This window comes from Butyrivibrio sp. NC2002 (genome assembly GCF_000702265.1).
Taxonomy (GTDB): Bacteria; Bacillota; Clostridia; order Lachnospirales; family Lachnospiraceae; genus Butyrivibrio.
This window is the reverse complement of the sequence record NZ_JNKZ01000004.1, coordinates 66,555-88,473: the sequence shown is the minus strand read 5'-3', so window position 1 is coordinate 88,473 and position 21,919 is coordinate 66,555. Positions and strand designations below refer to the sequence as shown.

17 protein-coding genes are annotated in these 21,919 nt (G+C 37.5%); all 17 read left to right on the top strand.

What is annotated here, in order from left to right; all coding sequences use genetic code 11:
* Nucleotides 1–22 precede the first annotated feature (22 nt).
* The gene (locus T543_RS00370; RefSeq protein ID WP_035764561.1) at nt 23–1,255 is read left to right on the top strand and encodes a polysaccharide pyruvyl transferase family protein; all 1,233 of its coding nucleotides are present in this window, start codon (nt 23–25) and stop codon (nt 1,253–1,255) included.
* 15 nt (nt 1,256–1,270) lie between these two features.
* Nucleotides 1,271–2,185: an alpha-1,2-fucosyltransferase gene (locus T543_RS00365; RefSeq protein ID WP_035764558.1), complete on the top strand. Its 915-nt coding sequence runs from the start codon at nt 1,271–1,273 to the stop codon at nt 2,183–2,185.
* Between the two features lie 96 nt (nt 2,186–2,281).
* On the top strand, nt 2,282–3,094 hold the full coding sequence (locus T543_RS00360; RefSeq protein ID WP_035764552.1) for a DUF4422 domain-containing protein: 813 nt from the start codon (nt 2,282–2,284) through the stop codon (nt 3,092–3,094).
* A 34-nt stretch (nt 3,095–3,128) separates the two neighbouring features.
* Nucleotides 3,129–4,142, top strand: a complete 1,014-nt coding sequence (locus tag T543_RS00355) for a LicD family protein (protein WP_197023905.1) — start codon at nt 3,129–3,131, stop codon at nt 4,140–4,142.
* A 122-nt stretch (nt 4,143–4,264) separates the two neighbouring features.
* Nucleotides 4,265–4,990 carry an IspD/TarI family cytidylyltransferase gene (locus tag T543_RS00350; protein ID WP_035764543.1) on the top strand — a complete coding sequence of 242 codons (726 nt, stop codon included), beginning with the start codon at nt 4,265–4,267 and terminating at the stop codon, nt 4,988–4,990.
* A gap of 32 nt (nt 4,991–5,022) precedes the next feature.
* A complete protein-coding gene (locus T543_RS00345; protein WP_035764539.1) occupies nt 5,023–6,087 on the top strand; it encodes an NAD-dependent epimerase/dehydratase family protein in 1,065 nt (354 codons plus the stop codon).
* A 90-nt stretch (nt 6,088–6,177) separates the two neighbouring features.
* A complete protein-coding gene (locus T543_RS00340; RefSeq protein ID WP_035764532.1) occupies nt 6,178–6,996 on the top strand; it encodes a LicD family protein in 819 nt (272 codons plus the stop codon).
* 85 nt (nt 6,997–7,081) lie between these two features.
* On the top strand, nt 7,082–7,861 hold the full coding sequence (locus T543_RS00335; RefSeq protein ID WP_035764529.1) for an ABC transporter permease: 780 nt from the start codon (nt 7,082–7,084) through the stop codon (nt 7,859–7,861).
* A gap of 14 nt (nt 7,862–7,875) precedes the next feature.
* Nucleotides 7,876–8,835 (top strand): ABC transporter ATP-binding protein, encoded by a 960-nt coding sequence (locus T543_RS00330; protein WP_081829866.1) that lies wholly within the window; start codon nt 7,876–7,878, stop codon nt 8,833–8,835.
* 44 nt (nt 8,836–8,879) lie between these two features.
* Nucleotides 8,880–11,399, top strand: coding sequence for a CDP-glycerol glycerophosphotransferase family protein (locus tag T543_RS14870; RefSeq protein ID WP_051638422.1), 2,520 nt, complete (start codon nt 8,880–8,882; stop codon nt 11,397–11,399).
* Nucleotides 11,400–11,436: 37 nt separating this feature from the next.
* Nucleotides 11,437–12,708 carry a polysaccharide pyruvyl transferase family protein gene (locus tag T543_RS00320; protein ID WP_035764528.1) on the top strand — a complete coding sequence of 424 codons (1,272 nt, stop codon included), beginning with the start codon at nt 11,437–11,439 and terminating at the stop codon, nt 12,706–12,708.
* Between the two features lie 13 nt (nt 12,709–12,721).
* Nucleotides 12,722–14,038, top strand: coding sequence for a polysaccharide pyruvyl transferase family protein (locus tag T543_RS00315; protein WP_035764527.1), 1,317 nt, complete (start codon nt 12,722–12,724; stop codon nt 14,036–14,038).
* 234 nt (nt 14,039–14,272) lie between these two features.
* On the top strand, nt 14,273–15,469 hold the full coding sequence (locus tag T543_RS00310; protein ID WP_035764525.1) for a right-handed parallel beta-helix repeat-containing protein: 1,197 nt from the start codon (nt 14,273–14,275) through the stop codon (nt 15,467–15,469).
* A 120-nt stretch (nt 15,470–15,589) separates the two neighbouring features.
* Complete coding sequence (locus T543_RS00305; protein ID WP_035764521.1) at nt 15,590–18,583, top strand: Ig-like domain-containing protein; 2,994 nt, start codon at nt 15,590–15,592, stop codon at nt 18,581–18,583.
* A gap of 151 nt (nt 18,584–18,734) precedes the next feature.
* Entirely contained in the window at nt 18,735–18,965 is a 231-nt protein-coding gene (locus T543_RS16095) for a substrate-binding domain-containing protein (RefSeq protein ID WP_330369954.1), read from the top strand.
* 6 nt (nt 18,966–18,971) lie between these two features.
* Nucleotides 18,972–21,134 carry a hypothetical protein gene (locus tag T543_RS00300; RefSeq protein WP_035764520.1) on the top strand — a complete coding sequence of 721 codons (2,163 nt, stop codon included), beginning with the start codon at nt 18,972–18,974 and terminating at the stop codon, nt 21,132–21,134.
* Nucleotides 21,135–21,455: 321 nt separating this feature from the next.
* Nucleotides 21,456–21,914, top strand: a complete 459-nt coding sequence (locus T543_RS00295; RefSeq protein ID WP_035764518.1) for a divergent PAP2 family protein — start codon at nt 21,456–21,458, stop codon at nt 21,912–21,914.
* The last annotated feature ends 5 nt before the right edge of the window (nt 21,915–21,919 follow it).

Sequence of the window (21,919 nt, the reverse complement as noted above, 5' to 3'; positions counted from 1 at the left end):
CAAACAGATACAGGGGAAAATAATGCAAAAGCAAAAGAAACAAATGATATTTTATATGCATGCAGGAAGCAAGAATCATGGCTGCGAAGCAATCGCCGTAAGTACCATGAAGCTTTTAATGGATGAGAATAAAACTAAAGATAACGATATAGTTTTTGTTACGAATAATGAAAGCGAAGATATGGAGTACGGCCTTGGGAGACTTCGCGACAGGGGAGAGTGTGATATTGTGGAGGAGCGTCATATAGCAAGACACAAGCTCACACATGTTATGTATTATGTATACAGAAAGATAACAAAGGATGCTGAATCTTTTTTCAGATACAGATACAGGGATGTCTTAAACCGGTTATCGGGAGATGACAATATAGCAGTTTCTATAGGTGGAGATAACTACTGCTATCCTGAGATGATCAAAGACCTGGTACTGTCTCACAATGTATTTAAAAAGAAAAACATGAAGACATACCTTATGGGTTGTTCTGTTGAGCCTGATTCTGTAGAGGGATTAAGGGATGACTTAAACAGATATGATCACATAATTGCGCGCGAATCGATCACGTACGAAGGACTCATAGCAGGTGGTATAGATAAAGAGAAGCTGTCACTTTGCCCTGATCCTGCTTTTGCGCTTAATACGGAAGAGGTTGAGCTTCCCGGAATTTTTAAAGAAACTGATGTTATCGGAATAAATGTAAGTCCCATGGTCCAGGGAAAGGAAAGCTCTCCCGGAATGACAATGAAGAATTATAGGGAACTTATCAAGTATATCCTTGATAACACAAGTTATGGAATTGCACTTGTGCCTCATGTTGTATGGAACAGTAATGATGACAGGAAGCCTCTAAAGGACCTTTATGATGAATTTAAGGGCTATAAGTCAGACTCTGATAGCCCCGCCGGATCAAATAGAGTTGTGCTCATAGAGGATATGCCTGCAAGTAAGCTAAAAGGAATAATAAGTAAGTGCAGATTCTTTATCGGAGCAAGGACACATTCCACGATAGCTGCATATTCAAGCTGTGTTCCCACACTTGTTATAGGATATTCCGTAAAATCAAGGGGAATAGCAAGGGATATATTTGGAACAGATGAGAATTACGTTATCCCTGTTTGGGGACTTAAGAAAGAGGATGACCTTTTATCCGGTTATAAATGGATAATGAGTAAAGAAGATGAGATAAGAGATCGCCTAAGTGAAGTTATGCCCGAGTATATAAAAAGGGCATCGGGCAACGTGAAATATTTTGTTTAAAACGGGGTGTGACCAATGATAATTGTACGTATTGCCGGAGGGCTTGGAAATCAGATGCAGCAATATGCTCTGTACAGAAAGCTCATGGTTGCGGGTGCAGATAGAGATGTAAAACTTGATACCTCATGGTTTGATGAATCTGCTCAGAAGGGAGTCCTTGCAAAGAGAGAACTTGAGCTTAGATTTTTTAAGGATATCCCGCTTCCTGAGTGCACCAGGGACGAGAGGAATTCGTTCTTAAAAAGAAGTGTTTTTACAAAGGCACTTAATAAGTTTGTTCCCGGAACGAGCAGGATATTTGAAGAGAGCAAAATGTATCATCCGGAGGTCTTTGAGCTAAAGGACTGCTATATAGAGGGCTATTTTGCCTGCGAGAAATATTATGATGATATATTGCCGGAGCTTCAGAAGCTATTTGTTTTTCCATCCCATGAAGATGAAAATATGCAGAGGAAAAATGAGGAACTTATGCAAAAGATGGATAGTGAAAAGAGCGTAAGTATCCACATAAGAAGAGGGGATTATTTAGATCCTGAAAATGCGGCGCTTTTTGGAAATATATCTACGGACGAATATTACGAGAGGGCAATTAAGTATTTTTTAGATAAATATGAGGATGCTCACTTTTATATCTTCACAAACGATCCCGAATACGCAAGGCAGAAGTATTCAGATACAGATAAATTCACGGTAGTTACCAATAATACCGGTAGAAACAGCTTGCTAGATATCGAGCTTATGAGCCATTGCATGGGCAATATCTGTGCGAACTCAACCTTTTCATTTTGGGGCGCTAGGCTTAACAGTAGAAGTGACAGAGAATTTGTCAGAACCTTCAGAATGAGAAATAACCAGGAGTGCGATCCTGAAAAGATGCATGAATACTGGAAGGGCTGGATTCTTATCGATAGGGATGGAAAAATCATCTGATTATTGGTACAATAATACGATTGTTGGATTAATAACCATGCGTGCTTAATTATCTTGCACGCAGAAATACGCAGTTGTTTAGGAGCGCATCATAGGATGTCGAATATTAAGATAGTTGTTGCAACTACAAAAAAATATAAGATGCCGGATGACAATATGTATCTTCCTTTGCATGTAGGTGCTATGAATTCGAAGAGTACAATCCCCGGCTATGAAAGAGACGATAACGGAGATGACAATATATCTGAGAAAAATTCTCAGTATTGTGAGCTCACAGGCCTTTATTGGGCATGGAAGAATCTGAATGCCGATTTTATAGGACTTGTTCACTACAGAAGATATTTTGGTTCTCCTAAGAATTCCAAGGCAGAAGATGTTTTTGACAGAGTACTTAAAAGGGATGAACTGGAAGAGATACTTAAAACATCCAGCATCGTTGTCCCTGCAAAGAGAAATTATTATATAGAAACTCTTCATTCACATTATTCTCATACACATTATGAGGAACAGCTTACCAAGACAAAAAGCATTATAGAGAGGAAATATCCCGAATATCTTGATTCTTACGAGCGTGTTATGAGTCAGACTTCAGGGCATATGTTCAATATGATGATAATGCGAAGAGACATATTATCAAGATATTGCAAATGGCTCTTTGATATCCTCGGTGAACTGGAGAATGAATTAAAGGATAACAGACTTGATCCCTATCAGGGCAGATATGTTGGACGAATCGGTGAGATCATATTTAATGTATGGCTTGATTATCAGATTACAACAGGAGAAGTTCCGAGATATCAGATAAAAGAGCTGCCTTGCATACACATGGAGCGTATCAACTGGTTAAAAAAAGGATATGCGTTTTTACGTGCAAAGGTATTTCACAAGAAATATAAGCATAGTTTTTAAATACAGACACAGGCTTGCAGGCATAATTAAAGTTATGGCTGCAATTCTTATGATTTGGGCAGGGCTCGTGACGAGATTCGGTGAGCCCGGCAGAGCATTTTTGGACTATGTTTCAGGAGAAAGTAAGATGAGTAAAGGTACTCTCGGAAGTACGGATAAGAGGCATTTTTTCAAGACAATATTCAGAGAAGTTCCGGGCACATTCGAGCTTGATGATGAGCAGTTAAAGAACCTTCAGAGCCTGCTTCTTGACATGCTAAAGGACTTCATAGAGGTCTTTGAAGAAGAAGGAATATTCTATACTTTAAGCGGCGGTTCAGTCCTTGGAGCAATAAGGCATCAGGGCTTCATTCCCTGGGATGATGATATAGACATAAATATGCCGAGGCGTGATTTTGAGCATTTAAAAGAAATATTTGATGAAAAGCTGGGCGATAAATATGTTCTGTGCGCGCCGGAAATTGGCAGAGGCTATGGGATGAGCCATGTTCAGATCAAAAAGAAAAATACAGTTTTTAAGGCTCTAAATGAACTTAAGATGAAGGATATCGGCATCTATATCGATATTTTTGTTCTGGAAAATACTTATGACAATGCTTTTTTAAGAAAGCTCCATGGCTACAGATGTCTGTTCTGGGGCTATGCACTCACCTGTAAGAAGACAGCAAATGAGTATGATGCGCTCCTTCCCTATATAGGCTATGTTGATGCGTTAAAAAAAGCCTACAGAAAAAAGATGATCATAGGAAAACTGTTTTTCTTTATAAGTCTCGATGCACTCTCAAAGAAAGTTATGAAGCTCTACTCAAGATGCAGAGATGACAATACAAAATATGTCTGCATTCCGAGCGGGAGAAAGCATTACTTTGGAGAAATGTATCTTAGAAGCGATATGAACGAATCCAAAGAAGCTACATTTGAGAATCTAAAGGTCAGGATACCTAAGGGAACTGATAAATATATGCATGTTTTATATGGCGATGGATATATGGAGATTCCGCCCGTAGGAGACAGAGAAATACATTCGATAATAGAATTTAAGTTATAAAAGGTTTTGGCCTCTTAGGTGGCACTGTTTTTTTAGAAAGTTGTTATTACTTATTAAATAGATTATAATTGCAGATGCTTAGGTTATGAGCATTTCACAACTGTTTTTCATTAGGAGGAAATATGGCAAATATAGCACTTATCATTGCAGGTGGTTCAGGACATCGTATGCAGCAGGATATTCCCAAGCAGTTTATCAACGTGTATGACAAGCCGGTTCTTATTTATACACTTGAGGGATTTCAGAAACATCCTCAGATCGATGCGATCGAGCTTGTTTGCATAGATGGCTGGCAGGATATGGTTTGGGCATATGCCAAGCAGTTTAATATAACAAAACTCAAATGGATCGTTCCGGGCGGCGAGAGTGGTCAGGAATCCATAAGAAACGGCGTGTTTAACCTTGAAGGTGAACTTAAGGATGATGATATCGTGATAGTACACGACGGAATCCGTCCTCTTGTAGATGAGAATGTTTTATCAGATGTTATCGTAGTATGCCAGAAATACGGCAATGCAGTTACTTCACTTCCTTACAATGAGCAGATATTCGTTGTAAATGATGCTGAGGAAGGTACAACAAAGCAGTATATCCCGAGAGAGACACTTAGAAGGGTTTCAACTCCCCAGGCATATAAGTTTGGAAAACTTGACTGGGCTTATCATGAAGCTTTTGAAAAGGAGATCGGCATTAAGGGAAGCGCCTATACCAATACAATGATGGTAGACCTCGGCGAAACACTTCATTTTGCAGCAGGTTCCGATAAGAACATCAAGCTTACTACCAAGGATGATCTTGAGATGTTCAAGGCTTACCTTAAATCAGATAAAGACAACTGGCTTAAATAAACCGGCTTAAAACAGGGAAAGAGCAAACAGCGATGAAACTTATTGAGAATGAAAAATATCTTGAAGACGTTAAATATGTAGCAGAACTTCCGCTTCCGTGGGAAAAGCTCGAAGGAAAAACACTTGTGCTTTCAGGTGCAACAGGACTTGTGGGAAGTTTTCTTATTGATGTACTTGGATACAGGAATGAGAACAATTCCGCAAATGTAAAGGTTGTAGCACTTGGAAGAAGTAAGGAGCGCATTTATAAAAGATTCGGTCTTTCCGGAGATAATGCACTTTTTACAGCAATAGAGCAGGACGTTAACGATGACCTTAATCCTGAGCTTAAGGCTATAAGGGCTGATTATGTGCTTCACCTTGCAAGTAATACACATCCGCTTCAATATTCTACAGATCCTATAGGTACTGTTATTACCAATATCATCGGACTTAAAAATATGCTCGATTATGCGGCAGATAGCGAGGCGGAGAGATTCCTGTTTGCATCCTCAGTTGAGGTATATGGTGAAAACAGAGGAGATACAGAGTATTTTGCAGAGGATTATCTTGGATATATCGACTGTAATACAGTACGTGCGGGATATCCTGAGAGTAAGAGAGCGGGAGAAGCTCTTTGCCAGGCTTATAAGAGCCAGAAAAATCTAGACGTCGTAATACCAAGACTTTCAAGAACCTATGGCCCTTCAATGCTAAAGAGCGATACCAAGGCTATTTCACAGTTCATTAAAAAGGGTGTTGATGGCGAGGACATAGTACTTAAGTCAGAAGGCACGCAGCTTTATTCATACAGCTACGTATCAGATGCTGTTTCAGGACTTCTATACTGCCTGTTTTTGGGAGAAAGCGGCGGAGCTTACAATATCGCAGATCCCGGTTCTGACATAACACTTAGAGATATGGCTGCACTTATAGCTGATTATGCAGGCAAAAAGGTAGTGTTCGAAATTCCGGATGCCACAGAGGCAGCAGGCTATTCCAAGGCAACCAAGGCGATCCTTGATTCAGCCAAGCTTAAGAGCCTCGGCTGGAGCGCAAAGTATGATATGAGGGCTGGCTTGACCAGAACAATAGATGTACTTAAAAATCTGGACTAATATGTGATTGTATAGAGACGGCCTAATTTGCACAGATAGTGCAGGTTAAACCGTCTTACTTTATTAAAAGAACTAAAGGGTGATGAAAAATTGCAAAAGCAGCTTTCTTTACAGGAAATAAAAGATACTGAACTTAATATTTTGCTGGAATTCAAGAAGATATGTGATGCAAACGATCTTACATTTTATCTGTGCGGAGGATCACTTCTTGGCGCGGTAAGGCACAAGGGCTTTATTCCGTGGGATGATGACATAGATATATGCATGACCCGCCCCGAATATGACAGATTGGCTTATCTTGCCCGTGAGCAAAAGCTTGATAAACCTGACTGGCTCGAGATTGTATGCTATGAAAACGGCACATCAAGGTTCCCTTTCATCAAGGTGCTTGATAAGAGAACAAGGGTACTCAATGAGTATTTCAAGGAAAAGGATTACGACAGCCTATGGATAGACCTTCTTCCTGTTGATGGCATACCGGATTCCGAGGAAGAGACTAAGCTTCTTTATAAGAAGATGTTCAGATACAGGAAGCTTGTACAGATGAAATATGTGCGTCCTTTTAAGGCTAAGAGTCTGGCAAAGGCAGTGACAAAACCGTTTTTATATCTTTTTGCACATATCATAAATACAGACAGATATAATATGAAGCTTGTCAGTGCTGCAAGAGCCAATGCCTACGAAACTTCAAACCTTGTGGGCATCGTGACGGAAGGTCTTTACGGCGTTAAAGAAGCTATTCCGAAAAAAGCATACGAAAAATCAATAGATGTAGAATTCGAAGGACATACATTCAAGGCTACATCATATTGGAACGAATACCTTACTAATCTGTTTGGCGATTATATGACACTTCCCCCGGAAGATAAGCGCAAAACCCACAGTATGCAGGCGTATAAGATTAAATAATTGCAGCAGAGCATTAATTTGTCTATATAGTTATTTTTTGATAAAATAACACGTTGCAATTTGAATGAAAATGAAGGATAGAAAGATGATAGAAAAGTGGATTGGTCGATTTAAAAAATACAGGTTTTTATTTGCTGAACTTGTTAAGCGTGATTTCAAGCAAAAGTATAAGAGAACTTCTCTGGGAGTATTATGGAGTGTGTTGTCACCTCTACTTACACTGTTTGTCATGAAAATTGTGTTTACAGAGTTTTTTGGAAGAAATACACCTCACTATACAACATATCTTTTCAGCGGTAACCTGGTCATGTCCTTTTATAAGGAAGCAACTAAAAACAGCATGAGCAGTCTTATAAGCAACCGCAGAATAATAGATAAGATAAACCTGCCCAAGTATCTTTTTACATTCTCGAAAAACGTGTCAGCTCTGGTGAATTTTTCACTTACACTTTTGGTATATTTCATGTTTTGCATGATCGATGGAATACATTTTGGTTTCCATATGATTGCGCTGATTTATCCTATAGTAATGCTTACAATAATGAATGTAGGCATAGGGCTTATATTGTCAGCTCTGTATGTATTCTTTCAGGACACGCAATATTTGTATGATGTATTTTTAACTCTTTTAACTTATGTATCTGCAATCTTTTACCAGGTAGACAGATTTTCACAGGAAATACAAAATTTATTCTTGCTGAATCCTGTTTATGTTGTCATTAAGTACTTTAGAACTGTAGTTATCGATGGAAAGCTGCCATCAGTTCAATATCATGGCCTGGTTGCATTTTATGCTTTGTTCTTCTTGATTTTGGGCAGCATTATATATAAGAAGTACAATAAAGAGTTTATATATTATATCTGAGTATAGGTGAAAAAATGGGAAAGACAGTAGTTGAGTGTAATAATGTAAGTATACGATATAAAACCGGTGACATTAAGCACATGGGTCTTAAGGACTATTTAATTAAAAGAGTTACCGGAAAATATGTGGTAAAGGAGTTTTGGGCTGATAAAAACATCTCTTTTTCTCTTCAGGAAGGAGATATGCTTGGAATAGTCGGAACGAACGGAGCAGGTAAAAGTACCCTTCTTAAGGCTATCACAGGAATTCTTGATCCTGTGAAAGGAAATGTAAAAACAAGAGGAAATATAGCTGCTTTATTGGAATTATCAAGTGGATTCGACCTTGATCTGACCGTAAAAGAAAATGCCTATTTACGAGGGGCAATGCTTGGTTATACCCGTCAGTTTATGGATGATAAATATGATCAGATCATTGAATTTGCTGAGCTGGAACAGTTTCAGGATTATACGTTTTCTGCTCTTTCAAGTGGTATGAGATCAAGACTTGCCTTTTCCATAGCTTGTCTGGTTAACCCGGATATACTTATATTGGACGAAGTTCTAAGTGTAGGAGACGGAGCCTTCAGAAAAAAGAGCGGAGATAAAATGCGTCAGATCCTCAGTGAAGGAATAACCGGTATTCTTGTATCCCACTCTATTACTCAGGTCAGAGAATTATGTAATAAGATACTGTGGATTGACCATGGCAATCAGATAGCATTTGGAGACAATGCTGAGTTTTTATGTAATTGCTATGAGGAGTTTCTTGCAACAGGTAAGCTGCCCCAAAATAGCGATGATTTGAACGAGCTTAATGCGGCATTTGAAAAAAGACATGCTAAAGCCATGAGAGAAGAAACTAAGAGAGAAACAGAAAGGTTCCTGCAAATGCTAAGAGAAGGCGAGAGCGAGCCTGCAGTTGAGGCAGCACTTGCAATACTTAGAGAAAACAGACCGGAAGCATTGAAACTTGCATATAGAAAGCTTGATTAACATTTGAATAGGGCATATTGAATGCTGAAGCCAAGAGGATAAAGATGAGTTTTGTTAATAACAGAAGAGTCAGTGGAAAAAATATCATTAGAAGCAGCCTTGAGCTAAATAGAAGCACAGCCGCTATGGTAAAAAGGTGGCTGACAAGAAAGATATTATTTCCCGTTTTATATCACATCTATGCATTAAAGCCGATACAACAGGACAAAGTAATTTTCATGGAAATCAGATTTTCTGAGCTTACAGACAGCTATCAGGAAATCTTTAATGAGCTTGTTCGTAATTATGAGCTTGATATTCACTGTCACTTTTTCAGACAGGGATTTGTGACACCCAAAAATGAACTTAAAAGACAGATAGATTTTGTGAAAGATGCGGCGACTGCTAAGTATCTTATTTATAATGATAGTAGTGATACACAAGGCTCTTTTCGTGTAAGAAAAGGCACACATGTCCTCAATACATGGCATGCTTGTGGCGCATTTAAGAAATTCGGCTTTAGTACTATGAATAAGATATTCGGTGGTACTGAAAAAGAGAAGGCTACATACGGACTTCATCCGGAGTATGACCTTGTTACCGTGAGCAGCCCGGAGATTGAATGGGCGTACGTAGAGGCTATGGGTAAAGAAAAACACCCTGAATGTGTTAAAGCTACCGGAATCAGCAGAACGGATGTCTTTTACAGACAATCATTTATTGATGCTGCATATACACATTTGTATGATGTCATGCCGGAAGCTAAGGGTAAGAAGGTTATTTTGTATGCGCCAACCTTCCGCGGAAGTGCAAGACTTGCTGTTACACCTGATATGCTGGATGTAGGTGCATTTTATGAACATTTCGGTGAAGAATATGTAATGTTGATAAAGCATCATCCTTTGGTAAAGCAAAGACCGTCTATTCCTGTTGAATACAGTAAATTTGCTGTTGATATGACTACAATGCTCAGTATATCCGAGCTTTTATGTGTATCTGATATATGTATTACAGATTATTCATCTCTGATATTTGAGTATTCCATCTTTGAAAAACCGATGATTTTCTTTGCTTATGATCTGGCAAATTATTTTGACTGGAGAGGGTTCTACTACAACTTCGAAGAACTGACACCGGGACCGGTATGCTACACCAATTCTGAGATGATTGAATATATCGAACATATCGATGAGAGATTTGATGTAGATCAGGTTAAGGCATTCAGAGAAAGATTTATGAGTTCCTGCGATGGACATGCAACCAGGCGCATAATGGATCAGTTCTTTGGAAATGAGATCGAAAAATACAGAAGAGAAGAGCCTTTGAGTGGAGACTATCATACATTACCGGAAGTTAACACATTCAAGCGAGATGAAGATGCTCACCTTGAGAAGATGAAAAAGGTAATGAAGAAGGGCCGCCGTGCATACGATAAATTTGCAGGAAAGCCCATTGTAAAGGGAAGAATAGCACTTCTTGCCGATGAAGGCTCTGATTGGGATGTTTTTGTAGCACTTGAAAAAGCTATAAAAAAAGCAGGAAAATATGAAATCCTTTCAGATATAGTTTTCAATGAAAAAAATGTCGCAGACTATATGGAGAAGCTATCACGAGCAGAATATATAGTATGTGCAGGTGAGCCATATATCATGAGAATGATAAATGTTCGAAAGGATACAAAGCTTATACAGATTTGCCCTGAACTTCTTCCTCTATATCCCAAGTGGAAGAATTCCAAGGAATCACGGAGCAGGTATAAGAAAGAAGAGTGCAGGCTTTTCCCTATTCATTCCGAGTACTCACTTATAATGGGAAGTGCAGAAGAAGAGAATAAATATATTGAGGCAAATTATTCCCTTTCCCAGGATGGAAAGATTGTAAATATAGGTAATGTTACCCTTGATATGCTCTTTGATCAGGAATACAAAAAGGCTGCCAGAGAGAGACTTGAGCTTGTATGTCCTTATGCAAAGGGTAAAAAGATAGTTCTCTTTATGGGTAAGGACAGAGATGCTCTGACGGGTTATCTGAACAATATCATGACGTATATGCATGAAAAGTTTGCCAGAGAATATGTATGCCTTGGTATGGCTTGCGACGGAAGACCGGGCATTAGAATGCAGATAGCTGAATACCTGGAAGGCTTTGGAGTTGATCCCAAATATATTCTTGGACAACGTGTCAATCAGCAGGATGCCAATACTCTTGATGTGGATGAAGCATCAGGAATAAGATTCGATGAAATAGACTGGAAGAAGTTCCCTCCGATCACACTCTTGGAAGCCTGCAGCATAGCAGATGTAATTATCGGTGATTATGCAAGTCAGACAATGGCTGCTACTGTTGCGGAAAAGCCTTTGTTTTTATGGGTACCTGATCGAGTAACCTATGGTAAGGCGCAGGAAATGTATATGGATTACGAAGAACTGCTTCCTGAAATAATTACAAGTGATGCTAAGGAACTTGTCGAAAAAATAGAAAATGTTGATGAGTATGACATGGGAATACTTAAGAATTTCCGGGAAAGATATCTACCGCAAAACGATGGCAAAGCTGCGGAGAGACTGGTTGAGTTGCTTCAGTAAATAAAAATACAATATGTGATTGTCTAGAGAGGAAAATATGAAAATTGGTATTTTGTCAGTGAATATTCATTCTACAACGCTAAGCTATGGATCAATGCTTCATAGTTATGCATTTCAAAAGTTTTTAGATAAAAACCATATTGATTCAGATGTAATTGAGTATAAGCCAGCGTATTTTGGCGATTTTGATGAAAAGCATCCCCTTTTTTCATATGTTAGTAATCCGATTGCTGATGAAAATGCTCAAAGAGAAAGACTAATCAAGTGGCGTGAGCTGTTTTATGAGAGAGAAAAACGTTACGATAAATTTCAATCATTTGCTCAAAGATATAAAAAAACAGAGAAGTGCTACGACCAACAACTATTAGATGAAACTGATCTGGGATATGACTGCTATATTTGCGCATCAGATGTAATATGGAAATATAATCAAAAGGTTGGTTTTGACAGAGGATTTTATTTGGCATGCAAATCTATGCAGGGTAAGAAAAAAATTGCTTATGCTGCCAGCAAGGGGTCACCAAAGCACTTTAATTTGAAAGCTGAGGAAGACTTTATAAAATGGATCAGTGATTTTGATGCTATTTCTGTACGTCAGCAGACACTTAAAGAATACATTAAGGAAAAGGTTAATTTAGATGTACTCCGTGTAGTAGATCCGGTTTTTTTAATGGATGCATCCTTTTATGAAAAACTGGAAATAAAACCGAAAGATGCGCCGGAGAACGGTTTTTTGGTAGTATGCTTAGCTATGGACAACAATGATGAACTTGTTCAGACGGCACTCAAATATGGAAAAGACCATAATCTTAGTGTTATAGAGCTTTCGGTTGAAATACAACATAGGAATTTTGAAGCTGATGTGCCTTATAAAGTGATATATGATGCCGGAGTGGAAGAATGGTTATGGTATTTACATAATGCGGAAATAGTGTTTACTAATTCTTTTCATGCAGCAAGCATGTCGATAATCTATAATACGCAGTTTTTTGCTGGTGGAAGAGGCGGCGGAAAGATAGAAGAGATTTTAGATATGTTTGGTCTTGGTGACAGATGGTTATTGCCAGGAAAATTTGATGATTATAATAAGCCCAATATTAATTATGATGCTGTAAATATTCTTGTAAATGAGGCTGTTACTAAATCATCGGATTTTCTTTTGACAACTATTAAGAATCTTGAAAATAGTGCACATAAAAGTGTTATAAGTAACCCTAAGCATTACATTATAAGTAATCGTATTAGATGGATTAAAAATCAAAAAAAGATTGATCTGATAAAAAAAATAGTGAAAAAGTTAATTCGATAAAATGAGGGTTAATATGAATATAGGGATTATATCAATCAATATACATACTAAAACATTAAATTATGGATGCATTATTCATAGTTTTGCACTGCAACAATTTTTAAGGTTAAATGGGATTGATTCTACTGTCATCGAGTATAAGCCTAATTATTATGGAGTCTTTGATGTGAAGCATCCACTATTTTCATTAGTTGAGAGAGAAAAACTTGATGGAAAACAGTTGATAAAATGGAAAGACTTATTTTACGACCGTGAAAAACGGTATGATAAATTTTTTGGCTTTGTAAATAATTATTACAAGAAAACAGATAAATGTTATACTCCTGAACTTTTGGATAAAGAAGATCCTGGGTTTGACGTATATATTTGTGCATCTGATGTTATATGGAAAGCAACTGAAGTCGGATTTGATAAGGGCTTCTTTTTGGCTTCAAAATGCATGAATAATAAGATTAAAATAGCCTATTCTGCTAGTATGGGTGCAAGAAAATATAATGAACAGCAGGAGAAGCAATTTATAGAGTGGGTTGGAGATTTTGATTTTGTTTCTGCAAGGGAGGATTCACTTCAGAAATATATAAAAGACAGAATGGATATCGATGCTAGACATGTAGTTGACCCGGTCTTTTTGTTACCTAGATCATTTTATGAACAGCTACAAATAAAACCAGATTATACGCTTGACAAATATATCTTAGTATATTTGGCTCAGGATATGGATGAAGCCTTTGTAAAGAAGGTAATTGGATTTGCGAAAGATAAGGGTCTACCGATAATTGAGTTATCGGAGGAACTACATCATGAAAAGTATGCTTTAGAAGAAGGTGTTAATCTTAAGGTTGTTTATAATGCAGGTGTAGAAGAATGGCTATGGTACATTAATCATGCAGAGTGGATATTTACTAATTCCTTCCATGGAACATGCTTTTCTATTATATTTGAAAAGCAATTCTTTTGTGGAGCCAGAGGAGGAGATAAGATAAAGTCTTTGTTGAATCGCTTTGCCGTTTCAGATAGATGGATTGTTGCAGATAGCTTTGTAGGTGTCGATTCTATTGGGAAGATTGATTATGATACTACATCAGAATTAGTTAAGCATGCTTCTTCATTATCAGCAGATTTTTTGATTTCAGCTTTAAAGGAGTGTAATGAAAGAGTGCATAAGCCGTTAGTGGCAAATCCTAAAGTATTTATTGAGAGAAGTAGGATAGAATGGATTGAAAAATATAAGCAGATGGAGATTCAAGCAAAAGAGAAAGAGTGGGATAAAAGGCATAGGATACTTGGTAAATTTAGGAGAAAATATAAAAAAATTAAATCTGTATGGTAAAGAGGCATCGAGTAATTCTTGCCAACAAAAAAACAAGTAAAAGTGTGTTAAATTAGTATAAAGTGTAGAATAAATAATTATTAAAGAAGGCGACAATGCTTGTATTTTGTTGATTTGAAATATACAATTTAATAAACTGCTGACGATAGAGAGTGATTATAAAAAGTATTCTTAGGGATGAATATTAGAAACTATCTTTGATGTAAGTCTGATTAGTTAAGGAGGACACCATTTATGTTTAGTTCTGCGAAAAAACACTTAAAACTTTTGGTAGCAGCTATAGGATTGAATTGTATGATCCTGCTTACTGGAGGAATGAGCGTTAATGCTGAGGAAATTGAGCTTGTTCCTGCAGAAAAGATAACTGAAGAAGATCTTAGAAAAGCTCCTGGGTGGGAAACAAAGTCTTTGGAAGAATTCAGAGAAAAAAATAGATATTCTGATTATATAGCTAAACTTATTAGAAAGTATGATACATTAACATTTAAATCAGGTGAAACATACACGTTGGACTATACAATTTTAATACCCTCTGATAGAGCTATAACAATTAATGCGACAGGTGCAACTATAATATGTAAGAAAGGTCTTGTGAAAAACGAAGATTATTCAAAGGGAGATTATACAGCAGTACATGGATTTAAAATGATTGGTGGTACATGGCTTGCTCCTCAAGGAGCAAACCCGTTTGAAGGGAGCTCGATTCAGTTTGCATATGCTGATAACCTTACATTTAAGAACATGACAATAAAGCATGCTGGCGGCGATAGACATGCATTAGAGCTTGTTGCGTGCAGAAATGTTAATATTGATGGTTGTACTATAGAGGCAATAAGTGCGCCTTCAAAAAGTAGTAGCGTTGAAGAACAGATTCAAATTGATCAGGCCACGAAAAATCTTGCAGCATTTTTGCCTAGTAATTTACAAAACGGGACTTGCTGCCAAAATGTAACGATAAATAATTGTGTTGTTAAAGGCGGCGGAAGAGGAATCTGCGCAAATCTTGATGTGAGAAGTAAAAATAGCGCCTATTATAATAAATATCACAAGAATATCAAAATTACCAATTGTGAAGTTGTAGGTGAAACTTCTGAAGGAATCATGCTTTTTAATACTAAGGGTGCAACAGTTACAGGAAATAACGTGATTAGCAACGGTAAGAAGTCCAGAAAGTATTATTCAATAGGCATTCACATGCAGTTCTACGGTAAGGGCAAAGGGCTTACAAGTGGGAAAAATGTTATAAAAAATAATACTGTTAAGTCTAAGAGCTACGGAATCATGGTTGCATCAGGTGGAACCGGAAACTGCAAATTCGGTAAGACTACAATTAAGAATAATATAGTGTCCACTAAGGTGGCAAAGGATAGCGCAATCTTCTGCGATAATGCTAAGAAGAAAAGTATTAAGGGCAACAAGGTAAGAAAATAAAAATCTTATATATGAATTTATTATAGAGCAAGGAGTTTATTTGACTCCTTGCTCTATTTTTGGGAAAATATACTATTGAGGTATTAAAAAGTATTAGTAACATTATTAAAGAGGAGTTTTATGAAAAAGAAAGTTTTATCTATGATGCTGGCAATAGCAGTAGTGTCGGGATCGTTTGGAACTGACGTAAAGGCAGAAGCGCTTGCTGAGCAGAGTGAAAATACTGCGCTTTCAGAGGATACTGCTGGTAATGAAGCAGGTGACGGAGTATCAGGTGATTTGGAAAATACCAATACTGATGCAGGAAAAGGAAATTCTTCAGAAGGCGTATCAGGAGATGCTTCTCATGATGATAATAACGATGGGAACAAAGAAGAGGATGCTGGTGAAACTTCAGAGAATGGCGATAATGCTGAAAACTCCGGATCAGTAGAAGATTCTGATTCAGATGATGAGAATAAAGAAGATGCAGAAGAATCCTCAGAAGAAAAAACGGATGAAACTTCGGAAGGCGATAATTTGCAGGAAGAAATTCAGACGGAAGATGAAAACGGAGAAAATACCGAAGCATCAGATACTAATGAGAACATAGATAATGCCTCAACAGAAGATGCGGTAAAGGAAGAAGTTTTAGATAAAGAAGCTTCAGATAAAAAAGAGTCCTTAGAGAGTGCTGCATTTTTCTATGAAGAAGATGTAGAAGGTTATCATATCGAGCTTTCTGCAAAGGAGAATATCATTCCGGAAGATGCTGATGTTAAGATCAGACTTTTATCAGATGATGAAGCTGCAGATTATGAAGAAACCCTGCAGGATAAGACAGATAAGACAATTCTGGATACTACGGTTTTTGATATCTCTTTATTTGATGCAGATGGAAATGAAATACAGCCAAAGGACGGAGAAGTTCATGTATCAATAGTTCTGTCCGAGGATGACTGGTATGAGCTTTCCGAGCTTGATACCAGTGCAGAAGTGCACATGACCCATATTCATGAAGAAAATGGTACAAAGACTGAGATAAGCGAAATAGATACTGAAAAGACAACGGAAGAATCAGATATTCCGGTTCCTGTAGATGAAGAAAAAGAAGTTTTTGTTGATGAGAGCAATGTGGATCCTGAAACGGGTCAGCTTATAATTCCGCTTGAAGAGACGACTGTTCTTGCATCTGGAGGCGAAGAGGCTTCTTATATAGATTCTATCACTTTGGATTTTGATACGGATTCTTTTTCATTGTTTGCGGTAACAACATTAAATTCATATGTAGTACCAGAGGCGCAGAACGGAAATGTTGTCACTTATAATCTTACGGGCAGGAGTGAGCTTTCCGGTGATTTTAGTGGATTTGTTCAAGCTGCTCTTAATGATGCATATAAAAAATATAATTTAAACAATGCATTGTCATTTAAGGTAATAATTCCACCCGGAAGATATTATCTTGTAAACGATGGAGAAGGAAATGGACTTAGGATATGGAATAATATAACAATTAGTATGGATGGAGCAACAATTGTTAATAATGGCAATAAAGTAATGCTTGAATTCAAGAAGAAAAATGGTGATGTTGGAGGAGAAGGTGGATATAGTGATTATAAGAACGTAACCATTATAGGTGGATGCTTTGATGGTGAAGGGTCTACTCATGCAATGGTCAGACTTGGTCATATGACAGGGCTTACACTTGAGAATGTAACATTTGAAGATAATGCTGCTTCACATATGCTTGAGATAGCGGGATGTAAAGATGTTAAGGTTATGGGGTGTGTCTTTCAGAATTCAAGACACCCAAGCGATGAACTAGAGGCATTTCAGATAGATGCATTTCATGAGGGAGCATTTACTTATGGTAAGGATCCTAAGTATGATGATACTTGTTGCAAAAATGTTGAGGTCTCATGCTGCACCTTCAGAAACCTTCAGAGAGGGTTCGGAAGCCATATAACTCTTCTTGGAAAGTTCTATCAGAAAAACATATATGTCCACAACAATACTTTTGAGGATATTAAAGGATTTGCAATCATGGCTGCCATGTGGAAGGGGGCTTCCGTACAAGACAATGTCATGACCAATGTAGGACAAGGTGTCAACACTACTATGTACTATTGGTATACTGATTACCCTGAGGAGGAAGATGAGAATCCTTCAGCGCTTTCATACAATGCTGATTTTTCAATTACCGGAAATACGATCGTTGTTGGCGGAGCTGACAGAAGCGGTGGAGTATACACTTCTTTAATGCTCAGAGGCTATAACAGTCAGGACAGCGGAGAAAAGTATGTAAAAGGAACTTATAAGCCCACCGGATTTACTGTTTCAGGTAATAACATAGTAGGATATAGCGACTGGGGTACCTATGAAAACGATAATATCTATGCCGGAATATGTGCTGCATACATAAGAGGCGTAAATGTATCGGGCAACAGTATTTCATGTGGAAATCACGGTATACTCATGCAGACAGGTTCAGAGGCAAGCCTTATATCAGGAAATACATTTTCACAGGAAACTCTGTCAAGCATTGCGGTTCGCGGCGAAAGCTCTGTCTATGATATGAGCGGAAATATTTTGACAAGGGACTGTGCATTTGGAATATATGTAGAAGACGGATCAAACTGCAACGGTTCAAGCATAGTTCCGGGTTATAATCTGGGACTGGGAGAAACCAAGAACCTTAAGAAGGATAAGTTTGCAGTCTATACCAATGATTTAAGCTCAAGGATCACACCGTCCTATTCATCCAGCAAGAAGAAGGTACTTAAGGTAACTTCTTCTGAAAAGGTAAAGACAAAGAAAAAGGGAAAGAGTACTATCAGCGCTTCATGGACCTGCGGAAGCGGACAGGTCAATGTTACAACTGATGTTACTGTCAAGAAAGCTCCGACCAAGATAAAGAATGTAAAAAAGAAGATCACTTTAAAGAAGGGGCAGACCTATCAGCTTAACCCCAAGGTCAACACGGCCTGCAGTACTTATACCTATTCTTCTGCCTCCAAAAAGATTGCAAAAGTATCAAAGACAGGTCTTATAACAGCTAAGAAGAAGGGAACTACAACCATCACGGTCAAAACCTATAATGGTGTGGAGAAGAAGATAACTGTAAAAGTAAAATAAATTTTTTGATGTATTCAAAAAGGAAATGGAGAGAATAAGTGTCAACACTTTATTTACATATTGGAACACCTAAAACCGGAACATCAGCCATTCAGCATTTCATGATGGTGAACAATCCGGAGCTGGAGATAATCAGGGATTTTCAGATGCTCTGACGGAGAGTAATTTTGATCTTGTTCCTAGTTATGTAATAGAGACGAATCAGACGGAAAAAGAAGGCTTTGAAGCCATGAAGACATTGCTTGAAGCTGAAGCAAAGCCAACAGCTATTTTTTGTGCAAACGATATTACTGCTATAGGGGCATTAAAATTCTTAGCTTTACATAGGAAAAAAGGAGGCTATAATCCTTTTATGTTTGGAAAGATTGGATATATAAGGTGAATATATATGGATAAAAAGGGGAGTTATATTTCTATACCGGAAAAAATCATTATGTTTCTGGTAGCATTTATGTCAGCTATAGTTATGCGTGGAATAGTTTATAATTTGTCAGAGCTGACTTTTGTGAATAAGAGATATACACCTTTTTTGTATGCGCTTTGTATAATTTTTTCCGTATGCTTTATTTTTGCTGTTAAGAAGTGGTTTGGAATAATTGATAGACTTTCAAAAAATAGGCAGATAGTGGTTACGGCTATACTGATTTTGATTCAGTTTGTAATTTCTATCTGGCTTTTTGCGTGTATCGATTATAGACCAAATTCGGACAGTTTGACTGATATTGATACGGGTTGGTTTTTAAAGGACAATGTTCTAACTGAGACAAACGCTCACGTCAAATGGCTTAGAATGTATCCGAACAATTATTTTCTTATTCTGGTGTTGAAAGAACTAGCAGTTCTTGGGGAGCATATCGGAATCTCCAATATTTTAGGGTATCTTTGGCTTATAAATTATTTCCTTCTTTTTGCAGGTATTGTTTTTGCGTTTTTGTGCGCTTATGAGTTGTCAGGTCATAAAAAAGCAAATAAAGTATTAACTCTTATTGTTTTGAATCCAATATATTATTATCTTGCATTTTGGGTGTATAGTTCGTCCATGAGTGTGCCATTACTAATGGGGATATTCTATGTGCTTCTAAAACTTTATCACGAAGAAAATAGTATAAAGAGGACAATACTGTGCCTGGTTTTAAGTGTGCTGATAATTATTGGTTTCCAAATAAGACTTACTGCTGTATTTCCTGTAATAGCTTATGTGATGATCAGGACACTTGATCTGCTTACGGCTGATAAAAAAGTGTTAGATAAGAAAAGAAACTCAGTGCGCATCCTTTTTGCATTGGGTGTCATGGTTATATCCTTTGCGGGTATTAAGGGTATAAATGGCAGAATTTCAGAGATTTTTGGAGAGTATCAGGAATATAATTTACCGACAATAAGATGGATTTTTGTGGGATCGCATGGTGATGGAAGTGTTAAAACAGAATATGAGGACAATGGCTTTGATTACTCTAGGCTTTTTGGAAAGAACAAGGAGGAAAAGTCAAAAATCTACGTTGAAGGAATCATATATAATTATAAAAGGCTTGGAGCCTTAGGGATAGCAAAGCTTTTTGCAAATAAGCTCAGGATAACCTTCTCAGATGCATTCCCTTCAGTGGTTTCAAGAGCGTATTCAGGTGCTTATACCGGAGAGATATTTGAAATACTGAGGGGAGATGTTGGAGAATTCTTTGCTTATATTTACAGGATAATGCTAGTTTTTGGTATGTTCTTGTACGCGGTCTTCTGTATAAAGGACTTTGGAGAAGCTGACAGAAGGAGCAGCCTTTTTATCATAACCTTGTTTGGAGAGATGCTCTTTTATCTGCTGTGGGAAGTTAAGGGGGATTATGCGGACTCACTGCTGCTTCTCATGGCTATTGTCTCTGCTGATGGAATAGACAGAATTCCTGGAGTTAAGAGGGTAACTAATAACCGTTTTGTGAGGGCATTTGGCGGTGTTGTCATTGGAGTTTTGTCCGTGGCATTTTTCATAATATTGACTTCAAATTCCAAGTATACGTACAACAGGATTAATGGTGATACATACTCAAGAAGTGATGACGTGATTTCTATTGAGGTGGACGATCATAACATGCTAAGCCAAACCTTTTATTGTGATGATGTTTTTAACAAATTAACAATAAGGGCAGAAGCGGAGGGAGAGACCGCAGACTATGCGGTAACTCTATATGATGAATCTGGCAGTGTTATATACGAAAAAGATTTTAATTCTGGAGATATAAAGAAGGGAAAGCTAAAACTTGATATTGGCGATGTAGTGCCTTTTCCCGAGAAAAGTAAATACCGGCTTGAAATAAAGAAAAAAGCAATGGATGGAACAAATATAATGTTCTATACCGGAGATAATTACTACATTGATTCATATGAGGGCAGTCTGACCTTGGGAGAAGAGAGCTATGTTGATGATCTTTCCTTAAAAGTAGAATATACTGGAGAAGGACCTTTTATTCCATATGGTTATGCTTTTTTCATATGTGCTATATGTATGCTTTTATCTGTGTTTGGATTTTGGTGTAATACTAACGGCTCATCGCTCCCTTGAGCGTAGACCTATTGAAATAGGAGAAGTTATGAACGTGATCTTCTATCGCCTTTTTGCATTCGATGTTGAGAAGGCATACCTTCTTAAGAACGAGGAATTGTAGAAGTGCAGAGTTTTTTCTGATATTTGTTTGTATAAAAATGTAAGAAGAAATCTCTGGCGGAAGAAACCTAAATTGATACTGCGGATATATCAGTTTGATTGATTTTTTATTTAGTAATATAATAACTCGGTGTGTTTTGATAATAGTATATATTTTTTGAATGTTGAACGAAGTGCAGACACACAGACGATATAAAGTAAATATGATGGGATTGAGATATGCATATATTTTGGAATCAGATAAGCAATAATATTATTTTGATAGCAGCGGCTTGGGGGTGGATTTCTGCTCAGATATTGAAGACTATCTTATATGTTGTGGTAAATAAGGAATTTGTGCTTGAGAGACTGTTTGGGGATGGTGGTATGCCCAGTTCACATTCTGCAACTGTTATGGCTACTGTTACAGCAGTCGCAAATGTATGTGGTGGCCAAAGTCCTGAATTTGCTATAGCACTAATATTTGCAATTATAGTTATGCATGATGCCATGGGAGTAAGAAGAGAAACCGGTAAACAGGCAATAGCTATTAACAATATGATGGAATATTTTGAGGAGTTGGGAAAACAGCCCACAGATGTTCAGCTTAAGGAGTTTGTAGGGCATACTCCTTCTCAGGTTGTCATTGGTGCAATTCTCGGAGTGATAGTAGGAATTGTTGTATGCGCTATATTGTGATTAGA

Coding starts and splice junctions, on each gene's coding strand:
- T543_RS00370 (WP_035764561.1), top strand. CDS start 23: ATGCAAAAGCAAAAGAAACAAATGATATTTTATATGCATGCAGGAAGC.
- T543_RS00365 (WP_035764558.1), top strand. CDS start 1,271: ATGATAATTGTACGTATTGCCGGAGGGCTTGGAAATCAGATGCAGCAA.
- T543_RS00360 (WP_035764552.1), top strand. CDS start 2,282: ATGTCGAATATTAAGATAGTTGTTGCAACTACAAAAAAATATAAGATG.
- T543_RS00355 (WP_197023905.1), top strand. CDS start 3,129: ATGGCTGCAATTCTTATGATTTGGGCAGGGCTCGTGACGAGATTCGGT.
- T543_RS00350 (WP_035764543.1), top strand. CDS start 4,265: ATGGCAAATATAGCACTTATCATTGCAGGTGGTTCAGGACATCGTATG.
- T543_RS00345 (WP_035764539.1), top strand. CDS start 5,023: ATGAAACTTATTGAGAATGAAAAATATCTTGAAGACGTTAAATATGTA.
- T543_RS00335 (WP_035764529.1), top strand. CDS start 7,082: ATGATAGAAAAGTGGATTGGTCGATTTAAAAAATACAGGTTTTTATTT.
- T543_RS00330 (WP_081829866.1), top strand. CDS start 7,876: ATGGGAAAGACAGTAGTTGAGTGTAATAATGTAAGTATACGATATAAA.
- T543_RS14870 (WP_051638422.1), top strand. CDS start 8,880: ATGAGTTTTGTTAATAACAGAAGAGTCAGTGGAAAAAATATCATTAGA.
- T543_RS00320 (WP_035764528.1), top strand. CDS start 11,437: ATGAAAATTGGTATTTTGTCAGTGAATATTCATTCTACAACGCTAAGC.
- T543_RS00315 (WP_035764527.1), top strand. CDS start 12,722: ATGAATATAGGGATTATATCAATCAATATACATACTAAAACATTAAAT.
- T543_RS00310 (WP_035764525.1), top strand. CDS start 14,273: ATGTTTAGTTCTGCGAAAAAACACTTAAAACTTTTGGTAGCAGCTATA.
- T543_RS00305 (WP_035764521.1), top strand. CDS start 15,590: ATGAAAAAGAAAGTTTTATCTATGATGCTGGCAATAGCAGTAGTGTCG.
- T543_RS00300 (WP_035764520.1), top strand. CDS start 18,972: ATGGATAAAAAGGGGAGTTATATTTCTATACCGGAAAAAATCATTATG.
- T543_RS00295 (WP_035764518.1), top strand. CDS start 21,456: ATGCATATATTTTGGAATCAGATAAGCAATAATATTATTTTGATAGCA.